The sequence below is a fragment of the Hoyosella levis genome, assembly GCF_026008515.1.
Classification (GTDB): domain Bacteria; phylum Actinomycetota; class Actinomycetes; order Mycobacteriales; family Mycobacteriaceae; genus Lolliginicoccus; species Lolliginicoccus levis.
Map to the genome: position 1 here is coordinate 73,031 of NZ_BQYM01000013.1, position 25,284 is coordinate 98,314.

Genomic DNA, 25,284 nt, shown 5'->3' on the forward strand with positions numbered 1-25,284 from the left:
TGCAGGTCCTCTCTCGCTACCGCGCCGCCCTGGCACTTCCGGGCGAATCACTCTCACCGGACACGATAGCGGTGTGCATCAGGCGGGCGACGCGGCGATGTGCAGCGAAGCCCCAATGGATACCGTCCGGGTTTCCCTCCCCCGCGCGCAAGTGGTCGATGGTAGCCGCGGGCACATCAATGAGCGGGACGCCCTTCTCGCTGGCCCACCGCGTGATGGCCTGGGACGTGCGGGGCTGCCCAGGCTGCGCGTAGCCGTAGTAGTGGCTGTGGTGCAGCGCTGGTAGCACAGCGATGATCGGGATGCCGGGCCGCACGGCCGCGATGGCGGCACGGATCTTCTCGAGGTACGCAACGGTCACCGCAGGTGGTAGTGCCATGGGCCAGCCGAGGGGCGCGAGCACGGGCTGCACCCGCGCGTAGGTGGCGCGCACTCGCCTGCGCAGCCAGGAGGGGCGCACGTACCGGATCTGCTCCCGGAAAGCAGTGGGCAGGGGCGAGGGGAGGGAGTCCATGCCCGCGACCGCGATGATGATCGCCCCGGCGCGCGGGATCGCGGCCCACACCAGCGGATCCTGGGTCAGCGCCCACCATGCGTCGCGGCTCGTCCAGCCCACGCGCGCGCACAGGTGGGAGGTCCAGCCGAGCTCGTCAGCGAGGAGGCTGGGCCAGATGCGGTCATCATTGGCGGGCAGGCCGCCCGCGGGGCCGTAGAAGGCGAGCGAATCGCCCAGGACGAGCAGCGTTGGCGTGGTGCCGGGCTCAAGCTGCATCGGGCGCTACCTGGGCGGAGGAGTTCCATACGTCGAGGCGCCATTGGCCGGTTCCGTCGGGCGCGCCGTAGTGGCTGAGCTGGACCCAGCAGGCATTGCCCAGCGCTCCGAGGATCGGCCAGTGCCCGACCGGGAGGTCGAGCAACTGGGCGGTGAGGGCACCGATCAGGCCGCCATGCGCCACCAGGACGATGGGATGCTCCGGCCAATGCTCGAGCGCGGCATCGCCGTCGGTGGAGCGGGCGAGCAGTTCATCGATCAGCGGCACGGCGCGCGCGGCCACATCGATGCGGCTCTCGCCCCCAGGCGGCGCTAGGCGGGGCTCGAGCCGCCAGGCTGCCCGGGCGCCCGGGTGGAGCGCATCGACCTCGGCGTGAGTGCGGCCCTGCCAGTCGCCCAAGTGGGTCTCGCGGAGCCGCTCATCCTTGCTGACCCGCAGTCCGGTCGCGGAGCCGAGCGCGAGGGCGGTGTCATAGGCACGGTGCAGATCGGAGGAGATGATCGCGAGCGGATCGCAGTGGGCGAGCACCTCGGCCGCACGATTGGCCTGCTCGATGCCGAGGGGCGACAGCGCTGTGTCGAGCTGCCCCTGCATGCGGTTCTCCGCGTTGTACACCGTCTGTCCGTGGCGGAGCAGCACGATCCTGCGGATCGTGACTGGTGGCGCCATGGTGTGTCCTCGTTCCTTGTGCGACGGCGGCCCTCGGGCCCCGGATCACTCTAGCCGCTGGCACTGCCCCATCGGGCGAGCCGTGTCAGTCCTGTCCGGCCTCGTCGTCGGCACCGGCTTCATCGAGCCCATCGACCGTGATGGCGGGGCAGTCCTTCCAGAGGCGCTCGAGCCCGTAGTAGGAACGCTCCTCGCCGTGCTGGATGTGCACGACGAAATCGACGTAGTCGAGCAGCGCCCAGCGGCCTTCGCTGGCGCCCTCGCGGCGGGTGGGCTTGCGGCCGATCGCGCGCAGCTTCTCCTCGACGTTGTCGACGATGGAGCTGACGTGCCGCTCGTTCCCGCCGGTCGCGATGACGAAGCAGTCAGTGATCACGAGCTGCTCGGACACGTCGAGGACGATGACGTCCGTGGCCTTCTTCTCGGATGCGGCGCGAGCGGCTACGGCGCTGGCCTCGATCGCCTCGTGCGTGGCGGTCATGGGTTCTCCTCATGTGGGGTTGCCCGCGCGGATGCGGGCCGTGTGTCTGCGGATGCCGGGGCGATCTCAGGCTTCGCGCCTGCTACCGGGGCGTCGGTGGCCCTCCGGTAGAGATCCCGCTTGGCGATGTACTGCACCACCCCATCGGGCACCAGGTACCAGACGGATCGCCCCTCGCGGGACCTGTCCCGGCAGTCGCTCGATGAGATCGCCAGGGCCGGGATCTCGATCAGGGTGATGACGTCATCGGGACGGTCATCGAGGTGGGCGGAGAGATGCTCGGCGTGTAGATCATAGCCGGGCCTGCTCACCCCGACGAATTTCGCGAGATCGAAGATCTCCTCCCAGTTCTGCCACGACAGGATGTTGGCGAGCGCATCGGCGCCGGTGATGAAGAACAATTCATCACCGGGATAGGTGTCGCGCAGGTCCCGGAGGGTATCGGCGGTGCGCGTGATGCCGGGCCTGTCGATATCGACGCGGCTGACCGAGAAGCGCGGGTTCGATGCGGTCGCGATGACGGTCATCAGGTACCGGTCCTCGGCGGGGCTCACGTGCCGGCTCGCCTTCTGCCAGGGCTGGCCGGTGGGCACGAAGATCACCTGGTCGAGGGCGAACCGGTCGGCAACCTCGCTCGCGGCCACGAGGTGGCCATGATGGATGGGATCGAAGGTGCCACCCATGACGCCGATGCGTCGTGTGTCTGCGCGCATGGGACTCGACAATACGGCGCATCACGGCCCAGCGGGGGCCGTGGGCTGGACCCCACTCCCCGAGCGTGTGCGAAAAACGACACATCCAAGCGCGGGAGCTGTCGTTTCTCGCACTCTCGCAGGATCCTTTCTGCCTCATCCCCGGCCAGTTTGTCGCCGCGATGGATACGATCGGGAGGTGGCCCTCAAGGACGGCACTGATCCCGCACCACGGCCAGCCGGCACGATCCCGCCGCTGGACGAGCAGATCGAGCGCGCGGGCCTGCTCGATGGGCTGAGCGGCGAGGCGCGCGCGTTGCGCCTCGCGGCCCTGCATGCCCTCGCCGGCGATGGCGTGCCGATCGAGGAGCTCGTCATCGCGGTCGGCGCGGGACGCCTCGCGAGCCTCATCCTCGAGAAGGCCCTGGATCCTCCGGGGGTGTTCACCATCCATGAGCTCTCCAGCAAGGCGGGCGTGGATCCGGGGCAGCTGCGATCCTGGTTCCGGGCGCTGGGCCGTGGTGTCCCCGCAAGCGACGCGCCGATATATAGCCACGATGATCTGCTGATCGCGGAGCGGTTCCGCGAGTACCTCCGGCTGGGGTTCGACACCGAGAAGCTGTTCGCCACGGCCCGCGTGTGGGGACGCAATCTCGGGAGCTTCGTCGATGCGATGTCCGGCATGGTCGAGGATGTGCTGGTCGCCGCGCATGACGATCCTGATGTCGTGCTGCGATATGCGATGGAGGTCCGGCGCTTCGCCGAGGCCGAGGCACAGATCGTGGCGCACCTGCTCGGGACCATGCTCGCCCAGCGGATCCGGTCGGATGCCGTGGGCGCGGCCCGGTCCCGGGACATCGCGATCACCGGGGTACAGGAAGTAGCGTTCTGCTTCGCCGACCTTGTCGGCTTCACCAGCCTTGGCGAGAAGCTGCCTGTCGATATCCTCGGGGAGATGGCTGACGATCTCGCCGCGCTGGCCACCGATCTGGCCGAGGCTCCGGTTCGCGTCGTCAAGGCCATCGGGGACGCTGTGATGCTGATGAGCCCGGATCCCGTGGCCCTGGCGCGGACCGCGGTGGACATCGTTGATGAGGCGCAGGCCCGTGGCTTGCCGCCGCTGCGGGCATCGGTGACGCTGGGCACCGCGATCTCGCGCGCCGGCGATTGGTATGGCCGCCCGATCAACCTGGCTAGCCGGGTGCTCTCCGCGGCACAACCGCACCAGGTACTGGTCACCGATGCCGTGAGCGACGCGTTGCAGCGAGCGGGCTGGAGCACGAGCTCCGCTGGCTCCTTCGACTTCAAGGGAGTACCCGGCCCGACGCCGTTGTTCACCGTGGAGGCGCCACCGCTGGCGCGTTCCTGACCGATCGGAAGCGCTCACGCCCCAGCGAGCTCGAGGACCACGGTTACGGTATCGCCCTCGGAGACGCCCTCGGCGGCGCGCACTTGCTTCTTGATCGGCAGCAGGAAGCTGCCTGTCGGCTTGTCGGGGAACACCGAGGTGTGCCACGTGGTGCTGCCGATGGTCACGGCGACACGAACGGACCCGAAGCCAGCACGGGGCCCGGCTTGCTGGTCGTGGATCTCCTCGGCGACGTCGAGGGGAAGGCGCAGGAACGTCCAGGAGACGGCGTCGCCGCGCCAGAGGAACAGGTCAGCGTCGAACTCCCAGCGCATGGCTCGATGCTAGCGCGGAAGGCCAGGACGGCAGGGGAACTACACGGGCAGCAGCCGCGCCACGACGGCCGCGAGGTGCTCGGCGGTGCGGCATTCATGCATGGGGATGATCTGCTGGTAGAGATCGGCGGCCGAGTCACCGCTGCCCCATTGCGCGGCGGGCTCGGGATTGAGCCAGTGCGCTTGCCGGGCTGTGGTGACCATGTGGGCGAGGGCGGCGAGGTTGGGGTCGCGGTAGTTGGTGCGTCCATCGCCGAGGATCAGCAGGGACGCGCGGTGGGTGAGGGCGTGGCCGAACTCGTTGGTGAAGGTGGCGAAGGCATTGCCGTAGTCGGAGTGGCCGTCGTAGGTGATGAGCCGGGATTCGGCCATCATGCGGGAGATGGCGGTGCCGAGGCCGGATTGCGCGTCGAGGTAGGCGGTGACCTCGTCAGTGGCGTCGATGAACGCGAAGATCCGCACCCGGGAGAACTGCTCGCGCAGGGCGTGGACGAGTTGCAGCGTGAAGTTGCTGAAGCCGGCGACGGATCCGGAGATGTCGCAGAGCACGACGAGCTCGGGCCGGGTGCGCTTGGGACGCTGGGCGACGAGGTCGATGGGCACGCCGCCGGTAGTCATGGACTTTCGCATGGTCTTGCGGACGTCGATGGATCCGGCGCGCATGCGCTTGCGGCGGACTGCGAGCCTGGATGCGAGCAGCCGGGCAAGCGGCGCGACGCTGGCGCGGAGCGCACGCAGCTCGGTGTCGCTGGCGCGGAGGAAGTCGACCTGCTCGGCGACCTTCGGCACCGCGTAGGTGGTGACCTTCTGCACGCCGAGGCGCTGGGCGACGCGCCGCTGCGTCTCGGACTCGACCTGGGAGCGGAACCGCGCGACGAGGGCCGCAGCATTGCGCTTGGCCACCTCGAGGGCGAACGGCTCGGGAGTTTCTCCCCCGGCGGGCGCGATGCGCTCGAGGAGTCCCTTGAGGACCTTGTCGAGCACCTGGTCGGGAGCCATGGCCTGGAGTGCCTGGTAGGCGGAGAAGGACTCACCGTTCATGGAGCGGTAGCGACCTAGCTCGTCCACGATCAGGATGATGGTCTCGTCGAGCTCGTCCTTCGCATTCAGGGAGGTGCTGGCGAGGAGGTCTGCAACGGTGTCGCGGAGAGCTGCGACATCGAGCGCGCCTTCCTCGTCGCGGGGATGCTCGGCGCCCGCTTCCCCGGTGGCGGCGCGGGCACCGGTCGCGGCGGGGAACCACAGGTCGAAGGTGATGTCGAAGGTGGGGCGGTGGGTGTCGCGGCGCACGAGGGCACAGGCAAGGCCCTCGCGCACGACATCGCGCTGGTCGAGGCCGAGGTGAGTGAGCACGCGGGCTGCGTCGACGGTTTCGGCGGGCCCCACGGGCATGCCCTTGGACCGGAGCGCCTCGACGAATCCGGCGAGGTGCCCGATGATGTGGGGATGCTCCGCCGCGCCTTGGGGGGTTCCTGGGCTGCTGGCGGTTCCTGGGCTGTCCATGCGGGCCGCGCTAGGCGAGCTTGAGGTCGGCGAGGGCGCGCTGGTGGTCGGCCTGATGCTTGAGCACCACACCGAGTGTCGTACGGATCGTGTCGTCGTCGAGCTTCGCCTCGCCCAGAGCGAGAAGGGTGCGGGCCCAGTCGATGGTCTCGGCGACCGAGGGCGACTTCTTTAGCTGCAGTGCGCGGAGAGCGCCGATCACATCGACGATGCTGGCAGCGAACGCGGCGGGCAGCTCGGGCACGCGCGCGGCGAGGATGCGTCGCTCGCGATCAGGATCCGGGTAGTCCATGTGGAGGAACAGGCAACGGCGCTTGAGGGCCTCCGAGAGCTCGCGGGTGGCGTTGGAGGTGAGGATGGTCAGCGGCCGGCGGGTCGCGGTGATGGTGCCGAGCTCGGGGACGGTGACCGCGAAATCGCTGAGCACCTCGAGCAGCAGGCCCTCGAACTCGGTGTCGGCCTTGTCGGTCTCGTCGATCAGCAGCACGGTGGGCTCGGTGCGGCGGATCGCGGCGAGAAGAGGCCGGGCCAGCAGGAACTCCTCGGAGAAGACGTCATCGCGCGTGTCCTCCCAGCTGTTCTCGTGGGCGGCCTGGATGCGCAGGATCTGCTTGGCGTGGTTCCACTCATAGAGGGCACGTGCCTCGTCGACGCCCTCATAGCATTGCAGCCGGATCAGGCCAGCCCCGGTGGCCGTGGCGATGGCTCGGGAGAGCTCGGTCTTGCCGACCCCGGCGGGCCCCTCGATGAGCAGGGGCTTGCCGAGCCGGTCGGCGAGGAAGACCGCCGTCGCGGTGGCGGTGTCGGCGAGGTAGCCGGTGGCGGCGAGCCGTTCGATGACCTCGGCGGGCGAGGCGAACGCGGGCGTGGTCACGCTGATCGGATCCATGGGTGCCTTTCCGGCGCGCGGGCCGGTGGGTGGGCCAATGAGTGAGCCGGGGGAACTGCTAGGCGGGCCGGGTGTGGCCGTTGCCCCACACGATCCACTTGGTGGAGGTGAGCTCGGGCAGGCCCATCGGGCCGCGGGCGTGCAGCTTCTGCGTGGAGATGCCGATCTCCGCGCCGAACCCGAACTGCTCGCCGTCGGTGAAGGCGGTGGAGGCGTTGACCATCACGGCCGCGGCGTCGACTCGGTTGGTGAACTCGCGGGCGGCGGCGAGGTCACTAGTAATGATGGCCTCGGTGTGGCTGGTGCCGTACTGGTCGATGTGCTCGATGGCGGCATCGATGCCGTCGACGACCTTCACGGCGATGTCGAGGCTGAGGTACTCGTCGGTCCAGTCCTGCTCGGTGGCGGGCACCATTCCAGGCAGGTCTCCGTGCACGGTGACGCTGTGCGTCTGCAGCGACTGGGTGAGCCGCGGGATGGCCGTGCTGGCGATGGACTCGTCGATGAGAAGGGTCTCGGCGGTGTTGCAGACACTGGGGCGCCGTGTCTTGGAGTTGAGCACCACCTTCTCGGCGATCTCGAGATCAGCCGCGGAGTGGATATAGACGTGCACGTTGCCGACGCCGGTCTCGATGGTGGGCACGGTGGCGTCGCGCACTACCGCATTGATGAGCCCGGCCCCGCCGCGCGGGATGACCACATCAACAAGTCCGCGGGCCTGGATGAGGTGGGTCACCGATGCCCGGTCCTCCGCTGGAAGCAACTGCACCGCATCGGCGGGCAGGCCCTGCTGCTCGAGGGCGCCGCGCAGGGTGTCGACGAGGGTGGCGTTGGAGGTGGCGGCGGATCCGGAGCCGCGCAGCAGGACGGCGTTTCCGGACTTGAGCGACAGGCCGAACCCGTCGACCGTCACGTTGGGCCGGGCCTCGTAGACGATGCCGATGACGCCGAGCGGGACTCTCTTCTGGACAAGCTCGAGGCCGTTGGGGAGGGTCTTGCCCTGCACGATCTCGCCGATCGGGTCTGCGAGGCCCGCGACCTGCCGCAGCCCGGACGCGATGCCCTCCACCCGGGTCTCGGTCAGGCGCAGGCGGTCGATCAGCGATTCCGCGGTCCCGGCCGCACGAGCGCGCTCGATGTCGTCGTCGTTCGCGGCGAGGATGGTGCTGGTGGCGGCGAGGATGGCGTCGGCCGCTGCATGCAGCGCTGCGTTCTTCTGCTCGGTGGTGAGCAGGGCGAGCACGCGGGACGCGCCCCGGGCGCGACAGGCCGCATCGTGGACGTGCGAGCGCAGGTCGTAGGTGGTGGAGCTGGGCGAGCCCGCGAGGGTGGAGCCGGTCGTCATGGCCTCCAGGGTAGCGGGTCGGCATGGCGCGCGGATCGCCCCTCGCGCCGGGCAAGCGCATGGGATGCTGGTGGGATGAGCCGGATCGCAGTGCTGGGCAGCGTGAACATGGATTTGGTGACGCGGGCGCCCCGCATTCCAGCCGTGGGCGAGACCGTGCTGGGCGAGTCGCTCGTGGAGATCCCGGGCGGCAAGGGCGCGAACCAGGCCAAGGCGGCCGCTCGGCTCGGCGGGGAGGTGTGGTTCCTCGGGGCGCTGGGCGATGACCAGTTCGCGGGGCCGCTCCGGGAGTCGCTGGAGCAGGCCGGGGTGCATCTTCCCGAGATCCGAGCGGTGGAGGCGGCGAGCGGGCTCGCCGCGATCAGCGTGGACAACGCTGGCGACAACGCGATCATCGTGGTGCCGGGTGCGAACGCGGCCATGACGTCCTTGCTGCCGGAGGAGCGACGGCGGATCGTGGAGTGCGAGCTGCTGCTGCTGCAGTGCGAGCTGCCGATCGGGATCGTCGTCGAGGCCGCGATGGCCGCGAGCGCCGTCGGCGCCACGGTAATGCTGAACCCCTCCCCTGCCAGGGAGCTACCGCGCGATCTCCTCGCGTGCACGGACGTGCTGATCGTGAACGAGCATGAGGCCGCGATGCTTGACGGGGAGCTGCGGCATGTCCGTCATGTGGTGACCACACGTGGTGCGGCGGGAGCCTCCTACCGAGGGCCTGGTGGAGGGGTGATCGATGCTTCGCCGCCCGCGGTGGAGGTGGTCGATACGACTGGGGCGGGCGATGCGTTCGCTGGCGCGCTCGCGGCCTTCTGGCACACTGGTGCCCGCACCGCGATGCGTTGGGCCACTGCGGCTGGAGCAGTGGCGACGACGCGGCCTGGAGCTTTCGCGCCACCATTGACGCTGGTAGCGGAGTTCGTCGAGCACGATGACATGTGACCAGCAGCCACCACTGATGCCGTCGCTGCATATGTCAACTATGATCACAATGTGACGATGGCCACATTGCATGGCTGTCCAGCGAAAACAGCTCCGAAAGTGCCCCTGCCCGCGCGACGCTCCCTGACAAAGGGACGACGCATTGTTAATCTCAGGTTACCGATGAAATCTGACATCGAAAACACAGACACCGCCCGCCGTGCGGTGCGATTCCGCTTTCCAGAAATCTCGGACGGGATTCGACTCTGGGAAATCGCCCGCGATTCACAAGTACTAGACCTCAACTCGAGCTACGCATACGTGCTCTGGTGCCGCGATTTCCGGGAGTCCTCGGTGGTCGCGGAGGTCGATGGCCGAGTAGCCGGATTCGTCACCGGATACTTCCGCCCACCGGATCCGCTCACCATCATGGTGTGGCAGGTTGCCGTGGACGGCGACTACCGGGGCCTGAAGATCGCCCACAACATGCTGGATTGGCTGCTAGACCAGCCTCCGGTGCAGCGCGCCACCCATCTCGAGACGACCATCAGCCCGGACAACGAAGCGTCCATCAAGCTGTTCAGCTCGCTCGCGCGCTCCCGTGACACCGATATCGTGCGCAGCGATCTCTTTCCGCCGGACCTCTTCCCCGATAGCCACGAGGCCGAGGATCTCTACCGCATCGGTGAGTTCGCCCCGCGCTGACCACGGCCGCCAGACCACGCGGCCGCAGCAAGACCATCACGTCCCTGACGTCGATTCGCATTATTCAAGGAGATAGACATGACCATCGCTGACTTGCCTACTGACGATAAGTCCGAGAAGCCCGGCACCGGATCGGGCGTCCCGTCGATCATCCTCAACCGGGAGTCCGAGGTCCGGGGATACTGCCGTGGCTGGCCCACGACGTTCACGACCGCCAAGGGTTCGTGGATCACCGACACCTCCGGTCGCAAGTATCTCGATTTCTTCGCCGGAGCCGGCTCCCTCAACTATGGGCACAACCACCCCGTGCTCAAGGAAGCCCTCCTCGAGTACATCAGCAAGGACGGCATCACCCACGGGCTCGACATGGCCACCGTGGCGAAGAAGGAGTTCCTCGAGACCTTCGAGGAGAACCTCCTCAAGCCGCGCGGCCTGGACTACAAGGTGCAGTTCCCCGGGCCCACCGGGACGAACTCCGTCGAGGCTGCCCTCAAGCTCGCCCGCAAGGCCACCGGCCGCGAGGCGATCATCAACTTCACCAATGCCTTCCACGGCATGACGCTCGGGGCCCTCTCGGTCACCGGCAACTCGATGAAGCGCGCTGGCGCTGGCATCCCGCTGGTCCACGCCACGCCGATGCCGTACGACAACTACTTCGGCGGCGTCACCGAGGACTTCCAGTGGTTCGAGCGGGTCCTCGATGACTCCGGCTCGGGACTCAACCGCCCCGCCGCCGTGATCGTCGAGACCGTGCAGGGCGAGGGTGGCGTCAATGTGGCCCGCCACGAGTGGCTGCGCGCCCTCGCGGACCTCTGCGCGCGCCGCGACATCCTGCTGATCGTCGATGACGTGCAGATGGGCTGCGGACGCACCGGCCCGTTCTTCTCCTTCGAGGTCGCGGGCATCAAGCCGGACATCGTGACCATCTCCAAGTCCATCAGTGGCTACGGCCTCCCGATGGCGCTGACGCTGTTCAAGCCGGAGCTCGACATCTGGACGCCAGGCGAGCACAACGGCACGTTCCGCGGCAACAACCCCGCGTTCGTCACCTCGAAGGTCGCGCTCGAGACCTTCTGGTCGGACAACAAGCTCGAGCTCGAGACGGCCCGCAAGGGCGAGATAATCGCCGATCGGTTCGAGGCGCTCGCGCAAGAGATCGGCGGGCTCCAGCACCGTGGTCGTGGCATGGTCCAGGGCCTCGTTTTCGACGAGCCCGAGCTTGCCTCGGCCGCGTGCGAGATCGCGTTCAACAATGGCATGCTCGCCGAGACGTCCGGCCCCTCGGACGAGGTGGTCAAGCTGCTTCCGCCGCTGACCCTCACCGATGAGGAGCTCGACCTCGGGCTCGACATCCTCAGCGATGCCGCCCGGCAGGTACTGCGCTAGCCCTGGCACTTCCACCATCACGCCGTCGCCGCGCGGTAGCCAACGCGCGGCGATGTGCTGCCCAAGCGGATCGCAGAGAAAGGCACCCAGCATGATCGTTCGCACCACCCAGGACATCACCAACACCGAGCGGGACGTCGAGGCAGAGAACGGCAACTGGCGCTCCAAGCGCATCGTCCTCGCCGACGATCGGGTTGGCTTCTCGTTCCACGAGACCGTCATCAAGGCCGGCACGATCAACGACTTCTGGTACGCGAACCATGTCGAGGCGGTCTGGCTCGTCGAGGGGCGCGGCAGGCTCACCGATCTCGAGACCGGCACCGTCTACGATCTCGGCCCCGGTTCCATGTACCTGCTCAATGGCTTCGAGAAGCACCGCCTCGAGGTCGATGAGCAGATGCGCATGATGTGCGTGTTCAACCCGCCCGTCACCGGGCGCGAGGTGCACGACGAGCACGGCGTGTACCCGCTCATCACGCTCGACGAGTGACCTGCACTAGTCCTCGTGTCTAGGCCCGGCGGCCCCGGAGCACTCGGCCGCCGGGCCTTCGCGCGCAACAGGCCGAGCGGACGAACGTTGACGATTGCGGCCGGACTGGAAACGAAAAGCGAATTCTAGATCGAGAATCGCTTCGGGGTATAACAAATCCGGGACTGATGGCCAGATGATCCACGATTCCGTCGATCAGGCTGGTATACCGGAGGTGGACGCGGGGCAGCTGGGGAAGGTGCCCCGCGTCCTTCCCTGTGTCGCGAGGGGTGCAGCCGTGCCATCGGCTGGCCTATCCTGGGCGGGGTGAGAAGCCCGATGCCACCCGAGCTCCTGGCGCGAGCCATCGAGCACGAAGGCCTTGCCCGTGCGATCGAGATCCTCGCGGGCGGCAATGCGGTCGCGCTGACCGGGGCGGGGTTGTCCACCGACTCCGGGATCCCCGACTATCGCAGCCCGTCGGCGCCCCGGCGCACCCCCATGACGATCTCGCAGTTCCTCGGCAGCCGGGAGGCCCGCCAGCAATACTGGGCCCGCAACCATATCGGTTGGCGATTCATCGAATCACGCTCGCCCAACCCCGGACATCAAGCGCTTGCCACTCTGGAGGATGCCGGTGTCATCCGCTCGGTGATCACCCAGAACGTGGACTTGCTGCACACCCGGGCCGGGCACCGCGACGTGATCAACCTGCATGGCACGTACCGCACCGTGGTTTGCCTCGACTGCGGCGGCCGCACCAACCGGGCCATGCTCGCGCAGCTTCTCGAGCGGCTCAACCCCGAGTTCGCGAGGGCAGCGACCATCGACGGCCTCGAGATCGCTCCCGACGCCGATGCCCTGGTCCGGGACGTGGCAACGTTCCGCATGGTTGATTGCGCTCATTGCGGAGGCATCCTCAAGCCGGATATCGTCTTCTTCGGCGAGTCCGTCCCGCGCCCCACTGTCGAGCGCTGCTACGCCGAGGTCGACGCGGCCGATGCCTTGCTTGTCGCGGGCTCGTCGCTGACCGTCATGTCGGGACTGCGGTTCGTGCGCCGCGCGGCCCGGCGTGGCATCCCCATCATCATCGTCAATCGTGGCGGCACTAGGGGCGATGAGCTCGCGAGCGCTCGAATCGACGGGGGCTGCTCGGAAACACTGGGCGCCCTCGCAGAGGTTCTGCTCTAGAGGTCTTGCTCCAGAGGTGGTGGCTGCCACCCCGGATTGCCGGCTATATCGACTTCTGTCAATATAGATGCATGTCGAACCAGACCGAGGATCTCGCTAGTTTGCTCAAAGCGCTCGGCGACCCCATCCGGCTCCAGATCGCCACCACCCTGGCAACGAGCCCGGGCAGCGTGTGTGTCTGCGACATCACGAGCTTGTTCACCGTCTCGCAGCCCACTGTCTCCCACCACCTCAAGGTGCTGCGCGAGGCGGGCATGGTCACCGCGGAACGGCACGGGACGTGGATGCACTACACCCTCACGCCCCGCGCCAAGGAGATCATCACGGCGATCCTCGCCGCCAGCAATGTGCGCCCAGCTGGCTCGCTGCCCCTCGCGCCCACCACCGACCGCTGCTAGCCCCGCCCGCACGGCACTGGAGAAGGACCCCACTGTGACCGCTCCCCCGAGCACCGGAACCCACGTCGTCGACAAGCTCTCCACCCTCGACCGCTACCTGCCCGTCTGGATCGGCGCCGCGATGATCCTCGGCCTGCTCCTCGGCCGCTTCGTCCCCGGCATCGACACCGCCATCGACAGCATCACCGTCGACGGCATCTCGCTGCCCATCGCGCTCGGCCTGCTCATCATGATGTACCCAGTTCTCGCGAAGGTGCGGTACGACCGCCTCGATACCGTCACCGGTGACCGCCGGCTGCTCGCCAGCTCGATCATCCTCAATTGGGTCGTCGGCCCGGCCGTGATGTTCGCGCTGGCCTGGATGCTCCTGCCAGACCTGCCCGAGTACCGCACCGGCCTCATCATCGTCGGGCTGGCCCGCTGCATCGCCATGGTCATCATCTGGAACGACCTGGCCTGCGGCGATCGCGAGGCAGCGGCGGTGCTCGTGGCACTGAACTCGGTGTTCCAGATCGTCATGTTTGCCGTGCTCGGCTGGTTCTATCTCGACCTGCTGCCCGGCTGGCTGGGGCTCGACCAGGCCACCATCGACGCCTCCCCCTGGGACATCGCCCGCTCCGTGCTGATCTTCCTGGGCATCCCGCTGATCGCGGGCTATCTCACGCGCAGGCTCGGCGAGCGCGCCCGCGGCCGCGAGTGGTACGAGGCGTCATTCCTGCCCCGCATCGGCCCCTGGGCGCTCTACGGCCTGCTGTTCACCATCGTGATGCTGTTCGCGCTGCAGGGCGAGCAGATCGCCGCCAACCCGCTCGACGTCGTGCGCATCGCGCTGCCGCTGCTGCTGTACTTCGCGGTCATGTGGGGCAGCGGCTACCTCGCCGGCATCATGCTGGGCCTGAGCTACGAGCGGACCACGACGCTCGCGTTCACCGCGGCGGGCAACAACTTCGAGCTCGCCATCGCCGTCGCCATCGCCACCTTCGGCGTGACCTCCGGGCAGGCCCTCGCAGGCGTCGTCGGCCCGCTCATCGAGGTGCCCGTCCTCGTGGGCCTCGTCTATGTGTCGCTGTGGCTGCGCCGACGCTTCTGGAGCAACACCGCCAACCAGCAGAGGACAACCGCATGAGCGACCGCCCCAGTGTCCTGTTCGTCTGCGTCCACAACGCCGGGCGCTCCCAGATGGCCGCCGCCTACCTCGACCACCTAGCGGCCGGGCGAATCGAGGTCCGGTCCGCCGGCAGCGCCCCCGCCGAGACGATCAATCCGGCCGCCGTGGCCGCGATGGCCGAGGAAGGCATCGACATGAACGGTGCACGGCCCAAGATCCTCACCGTCGATTCTGTGCAGGATTCCGATGTGATCATCACGATGGGGTGCGGCGACGCGTGCCCGGTGTTCCCCGGCAAGTCCTACCGCGACTGGGTGCTCGAGGATCCCGCCGGGCAAGGCATCGATGCGGTGCGCCCGATCCGGGACGAGATCCGTCGCCGTGTCGAGGAGCTCCTCGCCGAGATCGGCGCCTCGTTGGACGGGGAGCAGCCCAAGCCGATCGACCGGGCATTGCTCGACGGCGCCGATGCCGTCGTGATACTCGGCCCCGAGGCGGTCATCGACAATCCGCCAGCAACGGTGGAGCGGTAGATCATCGACGAGCCATCCGAGCGTGGAATCACCGGGATGGAGCGCATGCGGCTCGTGCGCGACGATATCGACGCGCGGGTGCGCGAGCTTGCCGCACGCCTCGGCGTAGCGCTAGGCGACGCGTAGCGGGCCTAGCGGCGTAGATGGTCAGTGGGCGACGAGATCGTCGGCATGGATGACGGGGCGCCGCAGCTCCGGGGATAGGTCGATGCTCGACCGGCCGAGCATGCCCGCTAGCTCGGCCGCATCGTAGGCCACCACACCGCGGGCGATGCGGCTCCCGTCTGGGGCGCAGATGTCTACCACGTCACCGCCGTAGAATCGGCCCTCGACAGCGGTGATGCCTGCGGCCAGGAGCGACCGGCGATTCCCGATCACGGCCTTTACCGCGCCGTCGTCGAGATGAAGCGAGCCATTGGTATCAGCGGCATGCCGCACCCAGAACTTGCGCGCCGACATTCGCTCCGGCCGAGCGACGAAGGCCGTGCCGATCTCAGCGGCGGAGAGCGCCTCGGAGGCCTCCGTTGCGGCGGCAAGCAGTACGGGGATCCCGGAGTCCGCGGCGAGGCGTGCCGCCGAGAGCTTCGACGCCATCCCGCCCGTGCCGAGCGCCCCGCCACTGCCAGCGATCACACCATCGAGATCCGCTGGCCCATCCACCTGGGAAATGAGCCGCGCTCCCCCTTTGCGGGGGTCACCGTCGTAGAGCCCGTCGACGTCGGAGAGCAGGACGAGGGCGTCCGCGCCGACGAGGTGCGCGACCAGTGCAGCGAGCCGATCATTGTCACCGAAGCGCAGCTCGGTCGTGGCGACAGTGTCGTTCTCATTGACCACGGGCACGGCATGCAGCGCGCGCAGCCGATCAAGGGTGCGCTGCGCGTTGCGATGCTGGGCTCGCCGGGCGATATCGTCGGCGGTCAGCAGGACCTGGCCGACCGTGCGCCCATAGCGGGCGAACGAGGCACCCCATGCCTGGACGAGCGCGAGCTGCCCGACGCTTGCCGCGGCCTGCTTGGTGGCGAGATCCTGGGGGCGCTTGCGCAGCCCGAGCGGGGCGATGCCTGCCCCCACCGCGCCAGAGGACACGACCACAAGATCAGAGCCGGCTTGCATGCGGGCCTCGAACGCGTCGACCAGTGCATCGATGCGCTCGGTGACCAGTCCGCCCTCGACAGTGGTGATCGCCGAGGATCCCACCTTGACCACCACGCTGCGAGCCCCAGCGATAGTGGCGCGGATGCTCACTGCTCGAGCTCGCTCTCGTTGTCCTCCAGTCCCCGACGAATACGGCTCGCTAGCTTGCGCTCCTTCGCGCCGACGCGATCAGTCTGCTCGAGGCGCGCATCCGTGCCGCGACCGGTGGGGACGACATCCGCCCCGGCCGGGGTCTGGGGATCGAACTCGAAGGAGACATCGCCGACCGTGACCGAAGCGCCGGGCTCCGCTCCGAGCCGGAGCAACTCGTCCTCCACGCCCAGCTTGTGCAGCCGGTCCGCGAGGAAGCCGACAGCCTCGTCGTTGTCGAACTGGGTCTGCTTGATCCACCGCTCCGGCTTCGCGCCGCGCACGATGAAGCCGCCTGGTTCCGAGGGATCGCGCGTGACGGTGAACGTCTCCTCGGCGAACTGAACGGGCCGGATGATCTGCCTGCGCTCGGTTGCCTTCGGATGGGCCGCACGGTACTCGGTGACGATCCGGGCGAGCGCGAACGACAGCTCGCGCAGGCCAGTGCGCGCCACCGCCGAGATGATGTGCACGGGCCAGCCGCGCTCCTCGAGCTCGGCCTGCACGAACTCCGCGAGCTCCGCGGCCTCGGGCACATCGGCCTTGTTGAGGACCACGATGCGCGGACGATCGCGGAGGTCGCCGAGGCTAGCGTCACCCTCCAGGGACGGCGTGTACGCTGCCAGCTCGGCCTCGAGGGCATCGATGTCGGAGATCGGATCGCGCCCTGGGTCCAGCGTGGCGCAATCGACGACATGGGCGAGCACCGCGCACCGCTCGATGTGGCGCAGGAAGTCCAGTCCCAAGCCCTTGCCCTCGCTCGCGCCGGGGATCAGGCCCGGCACATCAGCGATGGTGTAGGTGACGTCGCCCGCTTCGACCACGCCCAGGTTCGGTCGCAACGTGGTGAAGGGGTAATCGGCGATCTTCGGCTTCGCGGCCGACAGCACCGAGATGAGCGACGACTTCCCCGCGGAGGGGAAGCCAACAAGCCCGACATCGGCCACCGATTTCAGCTCCAGGACGACCTCGGCATGCTCGCCGTCCTCGCCGAGCAGCGCGAACCCCGGGGCGCGGCGGGCCCGCGACACCAGCGCGGCGTTGCCGAGACCGCCACGACCACCGCGCGCGATGACAAGCTCGGTGCCCGCGCCAACCATGTCCGCGAGGAACTCGCCGTCCTTGTCGAGGACAACGGTGCCCTCGGGGACGTGCAGGATCAGGTCGTCGCCCTCTGCACCGTTTCGGTGGCTGCCCATGCCGGACTTGCCGTTGGTGGCCTTCGCGTGGGGCCGGAAGTGGAAGTCAAGGAGCGTGTGCACGTTGGGGTCGACGACGAGGATGACGCTGCCGCCGCGGCCGCCGTTGCCGCCGTCGGGCCCGCCGAGGGGCTTGAACTTCTCACGGTGCACGGAGGCACAGCCGTGCCCGCCGTTGCCTGCCTGGGTGTGCAGAACGACGCGGTCGATGAAACGTGCCACGAGTGGATCCTCCTCCCACCGGGATCACCGGTGGTACTGGTCCGCGCGGCGGTGCCGCGCCTGGTGCCCCTGAGCTCTGGGGCCGATTGGTGCTGGGTGTGAATGGGCGTCCTGGGCGGCTGCTTGGGCTCAGCGGCCAGGGCGGCAATGCAAACAGGGGCGGGCTTTCGGGCGTGCTGCCCGGGCCCGCCCCTGCGAGAGCGTGAACGCTGCGTTGAACGCGTGTCCCTGCGAGGTGCTTTTGTGCTACGCCGAAACTTCGACGGGGATGACGTTGATGGTCTTGCGGCCACGCTTGCGGCCGAACTCCACAACTCCACCGTCGAGGGCGAAGAGGGTGTCGTCGCCGCCACGGCCGACGCCGACGCCGGGGTGGAAGTGCGTGCCACGCTGGCGAATGAGGATCTCGCCACCGTTTACGAGCTGGCCGCCGTAGCGCTTGACGCCGAGCCGCTTGGAGTTCGAGTCGCGCCCGTTGCGCGAGCTGGAAGCACCCTTCTTATGTGCCATTGCTGGTCCTCCTTGAAGGCCTGAAGTACTGAGATCGAGACAGTGACTTACGCGTTGATGCCGGTGACCTTCAGGACGGTCAGCTTCTGCCGGTGACCCTGACGCTTGTGGTAGCCGGTCTTGTTCTTGAACTTGTGGATGCGGATCTTCGGGCCCTTGGTCTGCTCGACGACCTCACCGGTGACCGATGCCTTGGCCAGAGCGGTGGAATCGGAGGTGACTTCTGCGCCATTAACGACGAGGGCGACAGGAAGCTCAACCGCAGTGCCCGGAGCACCCTCGATCTTCTCGACCTTCACGAGGTCACCAACAGCAACCTTGTACTGCTTGCCGCCGGACTTGACGATCGCGTACATGGAGGGCTACCCCTTGCTTCATCAAACGTGTGTGCTCGTACCGCAGGGCGCGATACGACTGGTCCATCATGCTAGCTACCCAGTTCACCAATGCACCTGCGGCGAACACGGGGTTCACGCCGTCACCACGTCTCGCAGGCACATAGCGCGCATGGGAGGCGGAGCTCCCATGACCACTCACTTATGCGCGATCGCAGCATGAAGGGGCATCGCCGGGCAGCGACTTTCCAAGGCTAGTGGACAGGAGGCAGCCTGGTCAAACCAGACTCCGGAGCCGCGCCGGATCAAACTGCAAACGCGATAGAAGCGGCAGTGGATCCCATGCTGCTTCTATCGCGTCTGACGGCATCTAGTGCTTGTGCCGCCCGAGGCCGTTGGCTGGCCGCCCGGCGGCGTCGAAGGACCTAGTCCGTGCTCCCAGCGGAGTCGGCCCCAGCAGATTCACCCACATCGGTTCCACTGGAATCGCCCGCATCCACCGGCGGTCCCGAGGGCCGTCCCGCAGCACGCCGCTTGCGCCGTGGCACAGGCCGCGCAACTACCTCGGCCTCCTGAGCGGGCACGATCGTCACGGCGGGTGCAGGCTCCTCGCTAGCAGGCTCCACCGCGGATGCCGTTTCCGGCGATGCTGCAGCTGCTTGCTCCGGCGAATCCGACCCCGAAGAGACCGGCGCCGAGGACGCTGCGCCACCCGCAGGCCGCTGGACGCGCCGCCGCCGCGGCGGACGCGCCGTTTCCGTATCCGCTCCCCCGGTGACTGCGTTCGGGGCACTAGCGGTCGCGTTGGAGCTGGCATCTGCCTGGTTCTGAGCCACTGCCTGTCCGGCCGCACTATCCGGTCCGGGGGCTGCGTCCCGTGGCTGCTCCGCAACCTGCGATTCTGCAACCTTCGCTTCTGCGCCCTTGGCTTCTGCGCCCTTGGCTTCTGCGTCCTTGGCTTCTGCGTCCTGCGCTTCCGCTACAGCCTTGGGCGCGCTGCTGGACCCACTCGACCGGCTGCGCCGGCGCGACCGGGATGGCCTGCTGGCCTGCTCCGGTGCAGCGGCCTCCGCCGAGTCCGCCTCGTTCGCCGACGAGCCCGTTGCAGCGCTGGCACTGTCCGACTGCCCCCGCGCATCGGAGCTTCCCGAGGCAGCCGCAGCAGCGGCTTCCTCCTCCTCCTGCTTTGACATCGCGAGGATCATCGGGTGCTTCGAGTGGTTCTCAGCCTGCGCCTTGAGGTCATCGGGCGACGATTGCGGCGCGTGCTGCTTGGGAGCCTCGGGAACCTCCACCTCGGGCTTGGCCGCGCGTGATCGGCGCGACCGGCGGGAACTGGTGCCGCGATCCGGATCGGACTGCGCATCGACGGGCTCGTCATGCATGACGATTCCCCGGCCGTGGCAGTGCTCGCAGTTGGTCGAGAATGCCTCGACGAGTCCGGTGCCAATGCGCTTGCGCGTCATCTGGACAAGCCCGAGCGAGGTGACCTCTGAGACCTGGTGCCGCGTGCGGTCCCGCGCCAGTGCCTCGGTCAGGCGCCGGAGAACGAGATCGCGGTTCGATTCGAGCACCATGTCGATGAAGTCGATCACGATCATTCCGCCAACATCGCGCAAGCGCAGTTGCCGCACGATCTCCTCTGCCGACTCGAGGTTGTTCCTCGTGACCGTCTCCTCGAGGTTGCCGCCCGATCCGGTGAACTTGCCCGTGTTGACATCGATCACGGTCATCGCCTCGGTGCGGTCGATGACCAGCGTGCCGCCGGACGGAAGCCAGACCTTGCGGTCGAGCGCCTTGGAGATCTGCTCGTCGATCCGGAACCGCTCGAACACATCCAGCTTCTCGTCGTGCTTGACCACGCGATCGAGCAGGTCGGGCGCTACCTTGCGCACGTACCCTTCCACGGTGTCCCACACCCGGTCGCCCTGCACGACAAGCTGGGCGAAGTCCTCGTTGAACATGTCGCGGACGACCTTCACGAGAAGGTCGGGCTCCTCGTACAGCGATCGTGGCGCCTTGCCCTTGTCGGCCTTGGACTCCTCGGAGATCGATGCCCACAGCTTGCGGAGGCGATCGACATCCCGCGCGAGCTCCTCGGCCGGCACGCCCTCCGACGCCGTGCGAACGATGACGCCCGCATCGTCCGGGACGATCTCGCGGAGGATCTCCTTGAGCCTGCGCCGCTCGTTATCAGGCAGCTTGCGACTGATACCGGTGGACGAGCCGTCGGGAACGTAGACGAGGAACCGGCCAGCGAGGGAGACCTGGGTGGTCAGTCGAGCACCCTTGTGCCCGACCGGATCCTTGGAGACCTGCACGAGCACCTGGTCGCCGGGCTTCAGCGCCTGCTCGATCTTCCGGGCGCCGCCATCGAGCCCGGCTGCATCCCAGTTGACCTCGCCGGCGTAGAGCACGCCATTGCGGCCACGGCCGATGTCCACGAATGCGGCTTCCATGCTGGGCAGGACGTTCTGGACCCGGCCGAGATAGATGTTGCCCACGATCGAGCCGGACGCGGCGCTGGTCACGAAATGCTCGACGAGCATCCCGTCCTCGAGGACGCCGATCTGGGTGGTCGTGCCGGGCTGGTTGCTGGCTCGCTTCTCGCGCACCACCATCACCCGCTCGACCGATTCGCGGCGCGCGAGGAACTCGGCCTCGGTCAGGATCGGCGGGCGTCGGCGAACTGCCTCCCGCCCGTCGCGGCGCCGCTGGCGCTTGGCCTCGAGACGCGTCGAGCCGGTGATGCCCTGCACCTCATCCTTGCGGGACTTGCTGCGTGGCTCCCGCTCGTGCACGACGGTGTTCGGCGGATCCTCCCCCGGAGTGGCATCGCTGGCATCGTCACCGCTGCCCCGCCTCCGGCGGCGGCGACGGCGACGCCGGCTGCTCGCGGAGCCGGATCCCTCATCGCTGTCGTCGCCCGAGGACTCCTCGGCGGAATCGCTGGAACCCGACTCGTCCTTCGACGACTCGCCCTTGCTGTCCGCACCCTTGCCCGAGTCAGCCTTGCCCGAGTCAGCCTTGCCCGAGTCGTCGCCCTGCGAGGACTGGGAGGACTCGGCCTTGCCGGGCTGGTCGTCGTCGGCTGCGCCTGCATCCTTGCTGGCAGCGCGACGGTCGGACTGCTGGCCAGTGTCCTCGCTATCGCCGTCCGATGAACCATCGTCGCCCGAGGACGTCTCGCCCTTGCCGCGGCCACGGCCACGGCGGCCACGGCGGCGGCGCCTATTGCGCTTGCCGCTGTCATCGTCGGTGCCCGATTCCGAGGTCTCCGACTCGTCCCCGTCAGCGTCGCTCGCCTGGTCGGAGTCGCTGGCCTTCTCTGGATCACTGGTCTTGCCGGAGTCGCGGCGCCGGGGCTTGTCGCTCCCGGACGTATCTGGTTCGTCCGCATCCTTGCCGTCGCTGGCCTTGCGGCGACCTGCCTTGGGCGACTTGGCCTGAGCATCATCGGGCTTGCCGCCATCAGGCTGGGTGCCGTCGGACGTGGCGCCATCTGGCGTGGTTGCCTCTGGCTGCTCCGGGGCCTGGTCCTCGGCCGCGCGCTTGGGCTTGCGCGTGCGGGTCCGTGCCCGGGGCTCCTCATCGCGGTCCACTTCCGGCGGCGACAGGAACAACGGAGGGCCGACATCGATCGCGGGCTCATCGGTCGAGCGCTGCCGGGTCGCAGTGGGCTCGCGCTTTGCCGCGGGCTCCGAGAAGAGCGATGGCGACCCGGATGGTCCCGATCGCTTCGCCGGTCCCGCTTCCTCGGTGGGCGGCGCGGGCTCGGCCGTCTCGGGGGCTGTCGCTGCGGGAGCAGCATGCGCAGTGCCCGCAGTGCCTCGCGCGTCGTCCCACAGTTGCTCGGCGAGCGACCGTTCCACGGTGGAGTGCGCGCTGCGCATCTCGTGGCCTTGTTCCTTGAGGCTAGCGAGCAGTTGCTTGCTGGTCTGCCCTAGCAGCTTGGCGAGCGCGTGCACGCGCATCTTGGCGGGGAACACTGGGCGTGAGTCCTCACTGTCGGCGGACTGAGCTGCGGGTTCACCGCTGGTGTTCGGTTGGGTAGCGTCATCGGGCGCCACGTGATCAGCCACGTATACTCCTCGGGCCCCCGGGCGCGTCGGACGCGGCCACACAGGGGCATAAGCCTTCTCGCGCTCGTACCGGCGCGAGTACATTGTCAGGTCTGCCAGCGGTGCCTCACCGGGAAACTGTTCCAGCAGGTCATCGCTGCGGGCACCTTGGCTTGCCCGGCTGGATCCTCCGTTGGGCTCGGCGCCTGGCATGACTGTCATGCCGCGCCTGAACCGGTGGTGGGACCAGGCCGGGCTCCCCGTCGGAAGCCCTGCAGCAGCACCGTCTCATCCTCGCTGGAACGCGACCATGTCCCCGTCCCGTCGCGGCGGATGTGATGCCACTGCCCCCTACTATCCCACACTCCTCGCGCCAGGCTCGCCACGATGGGAAAGACTCGGCAGCGTGGCTGGTGCCCATGCACTCAGCCGGTGCTGCCGAGCCTCGGTGTGGTAGGTCCCGCCCGGGCCACGGATGTGTTGCTCGGGTCAGGCTGCTCGGGTCAGGCCAGGCCGGGGAACCAGAGCGCGATCTCGCGCGCTGAGGAATCGGTCGAGTCCGACCCATGCACGATGTTCTCCTGGACCTCGAGGGCGAAGTCGCCACGGACGGAACCGGGCGCTGCCTTCTCCACGGGGTCGGTGCCGCCGGCGATCTGGCGGAACGCCGCTACGGCGCGCGGGCCCTCGACCACGGCCGCGACGAGCGGCCCGGAGGTGATGAAGTCGATCAGGGACTGGTAGAAGGGCTTGCCCTGGTGCTCGGCATAGTGCTGCGCGGCAATCTCCTCGGTGACATGCTTCAGCTCCAGCGCAGCGAGGCTGAGGCCGCGCCGCTCGATGCGGGAGAGGACTTCACCGACGAGGCCACGGGCCACGCCGTCGGGCTTGATCAATACTAGGGTGCGCTCACTCACGCGCCTAGCCTAGCTGCATTGGCCAGCCCTTGCGTCATCGGCCTGGCGCATCGTTCTCCTCGGGCGCAATGTCCGCTTGATCCCGCTGCTGCGCGGGAAGCAGTCCCTCGGCCATGCGCTTGCGGATGTCATTGCGCAGGTACAGGATGTACGCCCACACCGCGAGGAAGATCAGCCCAAGGATGCCGAGCGCGATGCTGAAGAAGAACGTCGCGACCATGAGCGCTTGCAGGGCGAAGTCAAAGCGCAGGGCCCACGGCCGGCGCTGCAGACCGGAGCCGATGATCATCAGGCCCGCGAGCCCGAGGATGTAGCTCCCCGATAGCCAGGTGATGCCTTCGCCGACGCGCCACACGGCGGGTAGCGCGAGCAGGACGACAATGGCTTGCAGGATCAGCGTGCCAGCCATGACTCCCCGCAGGCCCTTCCAGGGGTCGGGAGCTGTTCCAGGACCACTGCTTGCGGTTGCCTCGGTCACGACGGTTCCTTTCCGAACAGGCTGCGCGCGTTGCCGGCGGTGACGACGGATCCGGTGATGACGATGCCCGCACCGGATACATGCTCGTCGCCGGTGGCGACCTCCTCCGCCCGCGCCACGGCGGTCTCGATGGCATCGGCGAGGCTAGGAGCGATGATGACACGATCATCGCCGAATCGTGGCAGCGCGAGCTCGGCGAGATCGTTGGCAGGCATCGCGCGGGGCGAGGAGTTAGTGGTGACGACGATCTCGTCAAGGACGGGCTCGAGGGCATCGAGTATCCCGGCCGCGTCCTTGTCCGCCATCACCGCGACCACACCGACGAGCCGACGGAAATCGAACTCGTCGGAAAGAGCGCAGGCGAGCGCCTGCGCGCCGTGGGGATTGTGCGCCGCGTCGAGGAAGACCGTGGGGGCGGGCCGGACTCGTTCGAGCCGTCCTGGGCTAGCGACAGTGGCAAAGGCATCGCGCACCGCATCGATATCGAGCCGGCGATCCTTGCCCGCGCCGAAGAACGCCTCGACCGCAGCGAGGGCGAGCGACGCATTGCGTGCCTGGTGCTCACCGTGGAGCGGCAGGAAGATGTCGTCGTAGACACCACCGAGTCCCTGCAGGGTGATCTGCTGGCCACCGACGGCCACCCGCCGCTCGATGACAAGGAACTCACTGCCAGCGCGGGCCACCGCGGCATCGGTGTCGACGGCCTGGCGGAGCAGCACGTCCATGGACTCGGGCTCCTGCTCGGCGATGACCGCGACGGTATCGGTGGGAATGAGCTTCTCGGGGGCGCGCTTGATGATGCCAGCCTTCTCGGAGGCGATGGCGGTGAGCGTGGAGCCGAGGTACTCGGTGTGGTCGAGGCCAATGGGTGTGATCACCGCGACGTCGCCGGTGACCACGTTGGTCGCGTCCCACGTTCCACCGAGGCCCACCTCGATGACACCGACGTCGATGGGGGCATCGGCGAAGACGGTGAACGCCATCGCGGTGAGCACCTCGAACTTGCTCATGCGCGGGCCACCAGCGGCGACGGACTTCTCGTCGATCATCGCGATGTACGGCTCGAGCTCGCGGTAGGTGTCGATGTAGGTCCGCGGGCTGATGGGCGCGTTGTCGACGCTGATCCGCTCGGTGACGAGCTGCAGGTGCGGGCTCGTGGTGCGCCCGGTGCGCTGCCCCATGCGGGTGAGCAGCGCGTCGATCATGCGGGCGACGGAGGTCTTGCCGTTGGTCCCGGCGATGTGGATCGATGGGTACGCGGTGTGCGGCTCGCCGAGCACATCGAGCAGCAGGGAGATCCGGGTCAGGCTTGGCTCGATCTTGGTCTCGGGCCAGCGCTGGTCGAGCTCGGCCTCCACCTCGGCGAGCTCGGCGAGATCCTCCGCGGTGGGCGGGACGTAGATCGGTGTATCGGGGTCCGGCTTGGACTCATCGTCAGGCACCCCGAGCGCCTTGAGGAGGTCGGGTCCGTCGAGGTCATCGATATTCATCGTGCTCCCAGGTTGATAATGTGCCCAGCCTCATCGTTCGCCAGCCTC

At 68.0% G+C, this 25,284-nt stretch carries 24 protein-coding genes and 1 pseudogene; 9 read left to right on the forward strand and 16 right to left on the reverse strand.

Annotated features, from left to right (window positions below; translation table 11 throughout):
* Window positions 1-16 precede the first annotated feature (16 nt).
* From octT to nadD, 4 genes are all read right to left on the reverse strand, one after another.
* Window positions 17-772 carry a diglucosylglycerate octanoyltransferase gene (gene octT, locus QC765_RS14265; protein ID WP_278315101.1) on the reverse strand — a complete coding sequence of 252 codons (756 nt, stop codon included), beginning with the start codon at window positions 770-772 and terminating at the stop codon, window positions 17-19.
* Window positions 762-1,442: a histidine phosphatase family protein gene (locus QC765_RS14270; RefSeq protein WP_278315102.1), complete on the reverse strand. Its 681-nt coding sequence runs from the start codon at window positions 1,440-1,442 to the stop codon at window positions 762-764. Before QC765_RS14270 ends, octT begins: the two co-directional genes overlap by 11 nt.
* Before the next feature lie 85 nt (window positions 1,443-1,527).
* Window positions 1,528-1,923, reverse strand: a complete 396-nt coding sequence (rsfS, locus tag QC765_RS14275) for a ribosome silencing factor (RefSeq protein ID WP_278315103.1) — start codon at window positions 1,921-1,923, stop codon at window positions 1,528-1,530.
* The gene (gene nadD / locus QC765_RS14280) at window positions 1,920-2,636 is read right to left on the reverse strand and encodes a nicotinate-nucleotide adenylyltransferase (protein ID WP_278315104.1); all 717 of its coding nucleotides are present in this window, start codon (window positions 2,634-2,636) and stop codon (window positions 1,920-1,922) included. The genes rsfS and nadD overlap by 4 nt, the downstream gene beginning before the upstream one ends.
* Before the next feature lie 178 nt (window positions 2,637-2,814).
* On the opposite strand from nadD, the gene QC765_RS14285 reads away from it, so the two are divergent.
* On the forward strand, window positions 2,815-3,984 hold the full coding sequence (locus QC765_RS14285; protein WP_278315105.1) for an adenylate/guanylate cyclase domain-containing protein: 1,170 nt from the start codon (window positions 2,815-2,817) through the stop codon (window positions 3,982-3,984).
* A gap of 14 nt (window positions 3,985-3,998) precedes the next feature.
* On the opposite strand, the gene QC765_RS14290 is transcribed toward QC765_RS14285, so the two are convergent.
* Genes QC765_RS14290 through QC765_RS14305 form a run of 4 tightly spaced genes read right to left on the reverse strand, consistent with a single transcriptional unit; the run spans window position 3,999 to window position 8,035 of the window.
* Complete coding sequence (locus QC765_RS14290; protein ID WP_278315106.1) at window positions 3,999-4,298, reverse strand: DUF1905 domain-containing protein; 300 nt, start codon at window positions 4,296-4,298, stop codon at window positions 3,999-4,001.
* Between the two features lie 39 nt (window positions 4,299-4,337).
* Window positions 4,338-5,801, reverse strand: a complete 1,464-nt coding sequence (locus tag QC765_RS14295; protein ID WP_278315107.1) for a vWA domain-containing protein — start codon at window positions 5,799-5,801, stop codon at window positions 4,338-4,340.
* Window positions 5,802-5,811: 10 nt separating this feature from the next.
* Window positions 5,812-6,690, reverse strand: coding sequence for an AAA family ATPase (locus QC765_RS14300; RefSeq protein ID WP_278315108.1), 879 nt, complete (start codon window positions 6,688-6,690; stop codon window positions 5,812-5,814).
* A gap of 58 nt (window positions 6,691-6,748) precedes the next feature.
* The gene (locus QC765_RS14305; RefSeq protein ID WP_278315109.1) at window positions 6,749-8,035 is read right to left on the reverse strand and encodes a glutamate-5-semialdehyde dehydrogenase; all 1,287 of its coding nucleotides are present in this window, start codon (window positions 8,033-8,035) and stop codon (window positions 6,749-6,751) included.
* Window positions 8,036-8,110: 75 nt separating this feature from the next.
* Between QC765_RS14305 and QC765_RS14310 the strand changes: the two genes are divergently transcribed.
* The 8 genes and pseudogenes from QC765_RS14310 to QC765_RS14345 all read left to right on the forward strand — a co-directional run.
* Entirely contained in the window at window positions 8,111-8,971 is an 861-nt protein-coding gene (locus tag QC765_RS14310; RefSeq protein WP_278315110.1) for a ribokinase, read from the forward strand.
* A gap of 162 nt (window positions 8,972-9,133) precedes the next feature.
* Window positions 9,134-9,655, forward strand: a complete 522-nt coding sequence (gene ectA, locus QC765_RS14315; RefSeq protein ID WP_278315111.1) for a diaminobutyrate acetyltransferase — start codon at window positions 9,134-9,136, stop codon at window positions 9,653-9,655.
* A gap of 78 nt (window positions 9,656-9,733) precedes the next feature.
* Complete coding sequence (gene ectB / locus QC765_RS14320; protein ID WP_278315112.1) at window positions 9,734-11,041, forward strand: diaminobutyrate--2-oxoglutarate transaminase; 1,308 nt, start codon at window positions 9,734-9,736, stop codon at window positions 11,039-11,041.
* Between the two features lie 91 nt (window positions 11,042-11,132).
* A complete protein-coding gene (locus tag QC765_RS14325) occupies window positions 11,133-11,531 on the forward strand; it encodes an ectoine synthase (RefSeq protein WP_278315113.1) in 399 nt (132 codons plus the stop codon).
* Window positions 11,532-11,849: 318 nt separating this feature from the next.
* Window positions 11,850-12,701, forward strand: coding sequence for a Sir2 family NAD-dependent protein deacetylase (locus QC765_RS14330; RefSeq protein ID WP_278315138.1), 852 nt, complete (start codon window positions 11,850-11,852; stop codon window positions 12,699-12,701).
* Between the two features lie 71 nt (window positions 12,702-12,772).
* On the forward strand, window positions 12,773-13,099 hold the full coding sequence (locus tag QC765_RS14335) for an ArsR/SmtB family transcription factor (RefSeq protein ID WP_278315114.1): 327 nt from the start codon (window positions 12,773-12,775) through the stop codon (window positions 13,097-13,099).
* Window positions 13,100-13,133: 34 nt separating this feature from the next.
* Complete coding sequence (gene arsB / locus QC765_RS14340) at window positions 13,134-14,225, forward strand: ACR3 family arsenite efflux transporter (protein WP_278315115.1); 1,092 nt, start codon at window positions 13,134-13,136, stop codon at window positions 14,223-14,225.
* A pseudogene (locus QC765_RS14345) lies at window positions 14,222-14,614 on the forward strand (arsenate reductase ArsC); the annotation flags it as partial. The gene arsB and the pseudogene QC765_RS14345, both read left to right, overlap by 4 nt.
* Before the next feature lie 273 nt (window positions 14,615-14,887).
* Here QC765_RS14345 and proB read toward each other — a convergent pair.
* The 8 genes from proB to folC form a co-directional block, all read right to left on the reverse strand.
* The gene (proB, locus tag QC765_RS14350; RefSeq protein ID WP_278315116.1) at window positions 14,888-15,985 is read right to left on the reverse strand and encodes a glutamate 5-kinase; all 1,098 of its coding nucleotides are present in this window, start codon (window positions 15,983-15,985) and stop codon (window positions 14,888-14,890) included.
* Window positions 15,982-17,445 carry a GTPase ObgE gene (gene obgE, locus QC765_RS14355; protein ID WP_278315117.1) on the reverse strand — a complete coding sequence of 488 codons (1,464 nt, stop codon included), beginning with the start codon at window positions 17,443-17,445 and terminating at the stop codon, window positions 15,982-15,984. Before obgE ends, proB begins: the two co-directional genes overlap by 4 nt.
* Before the next feature lie 246 nt (window positions 17,446-17,691).
* A complete protein-coding gene (gene rpmA / locus QC765_RS14360) occupies window positions 17,692-17,955 on the reverse strand; it encodes a 50S ribosomal protein L27 (protein WP_278315118.1) in 264 nt (87 codons plus the stop codon).
* 47 nt (window positions 17,956-18,002) lie between these two features.
* Window positions 18,003-18,311 (reverse strand): 50S ribosomal protein L21, encoded by a 309-nt coding sequence (gene rplU / locus QC765_RS14365; protein ID WP_278315119.1) that lies wholly within the window; start codon window positions 18,309-18,311, stop codon window positions 18,003-18,005.
* Window positions 18,312-18,715: 404 nt separating this feature from the next.
* Window positions 18,716-22,372 (reverse strand): translation initiation factor IF-2 N-terminal domain-containing protein, encoded by a 3,657-nt coding sequence (locus QC765_RS14370; RefSeq protein WP_278315120.1) that lies wholly within the window; start codon window positions 22,370-22,372, stop codon window positions 18,716-18,718.
* A 482-nt stretch (window positions 22,373-22,854) separates the two neighbouring features.
* Window positions 22,855-23,268, reverse strand: a complete 414-nt coding sequence (gene ndk, locus QC765_RS14375; RefSeq protein ID WP_278315121.1) for a nucleoside-diphosphate kinase — start codon at window positions 23,266-23,268, stop codon at window positions 22,855-22,857.
* A gap of 34 nt (window positions 23,269-23,302) precedes the next feature.
* On the reverse strand, window positions 23,303-23,746 hold the full coding sequence (locus QC765_RS14380; RefSeq protein ID WP_373876762.1) for a DUF4233 domain-containing protein: 444 nt from the start codon (window positions 23,744-23,746) through the stop codon (window positions 23,303-23,305).
* On the reverse strand, window positions 23,743-25,236 hold the full coding sequence (gene folC / locus QC765_RS14385; RefSeq protein ID WP_278315122.1) for a bifunctional tetrahydrofolate synthase/dihydrofolate synthase: 1,494 nt from the start codon (window positions 25,234-25,236) through the stop codon (window positions 23,743-23,745). The genes QC765_RS14380 and folC overlap by 4 nt, the downstream gene beginning before the upstream one ends.
* Window positions 25,237-25,284: the final 48 nt, after the last annotated feature.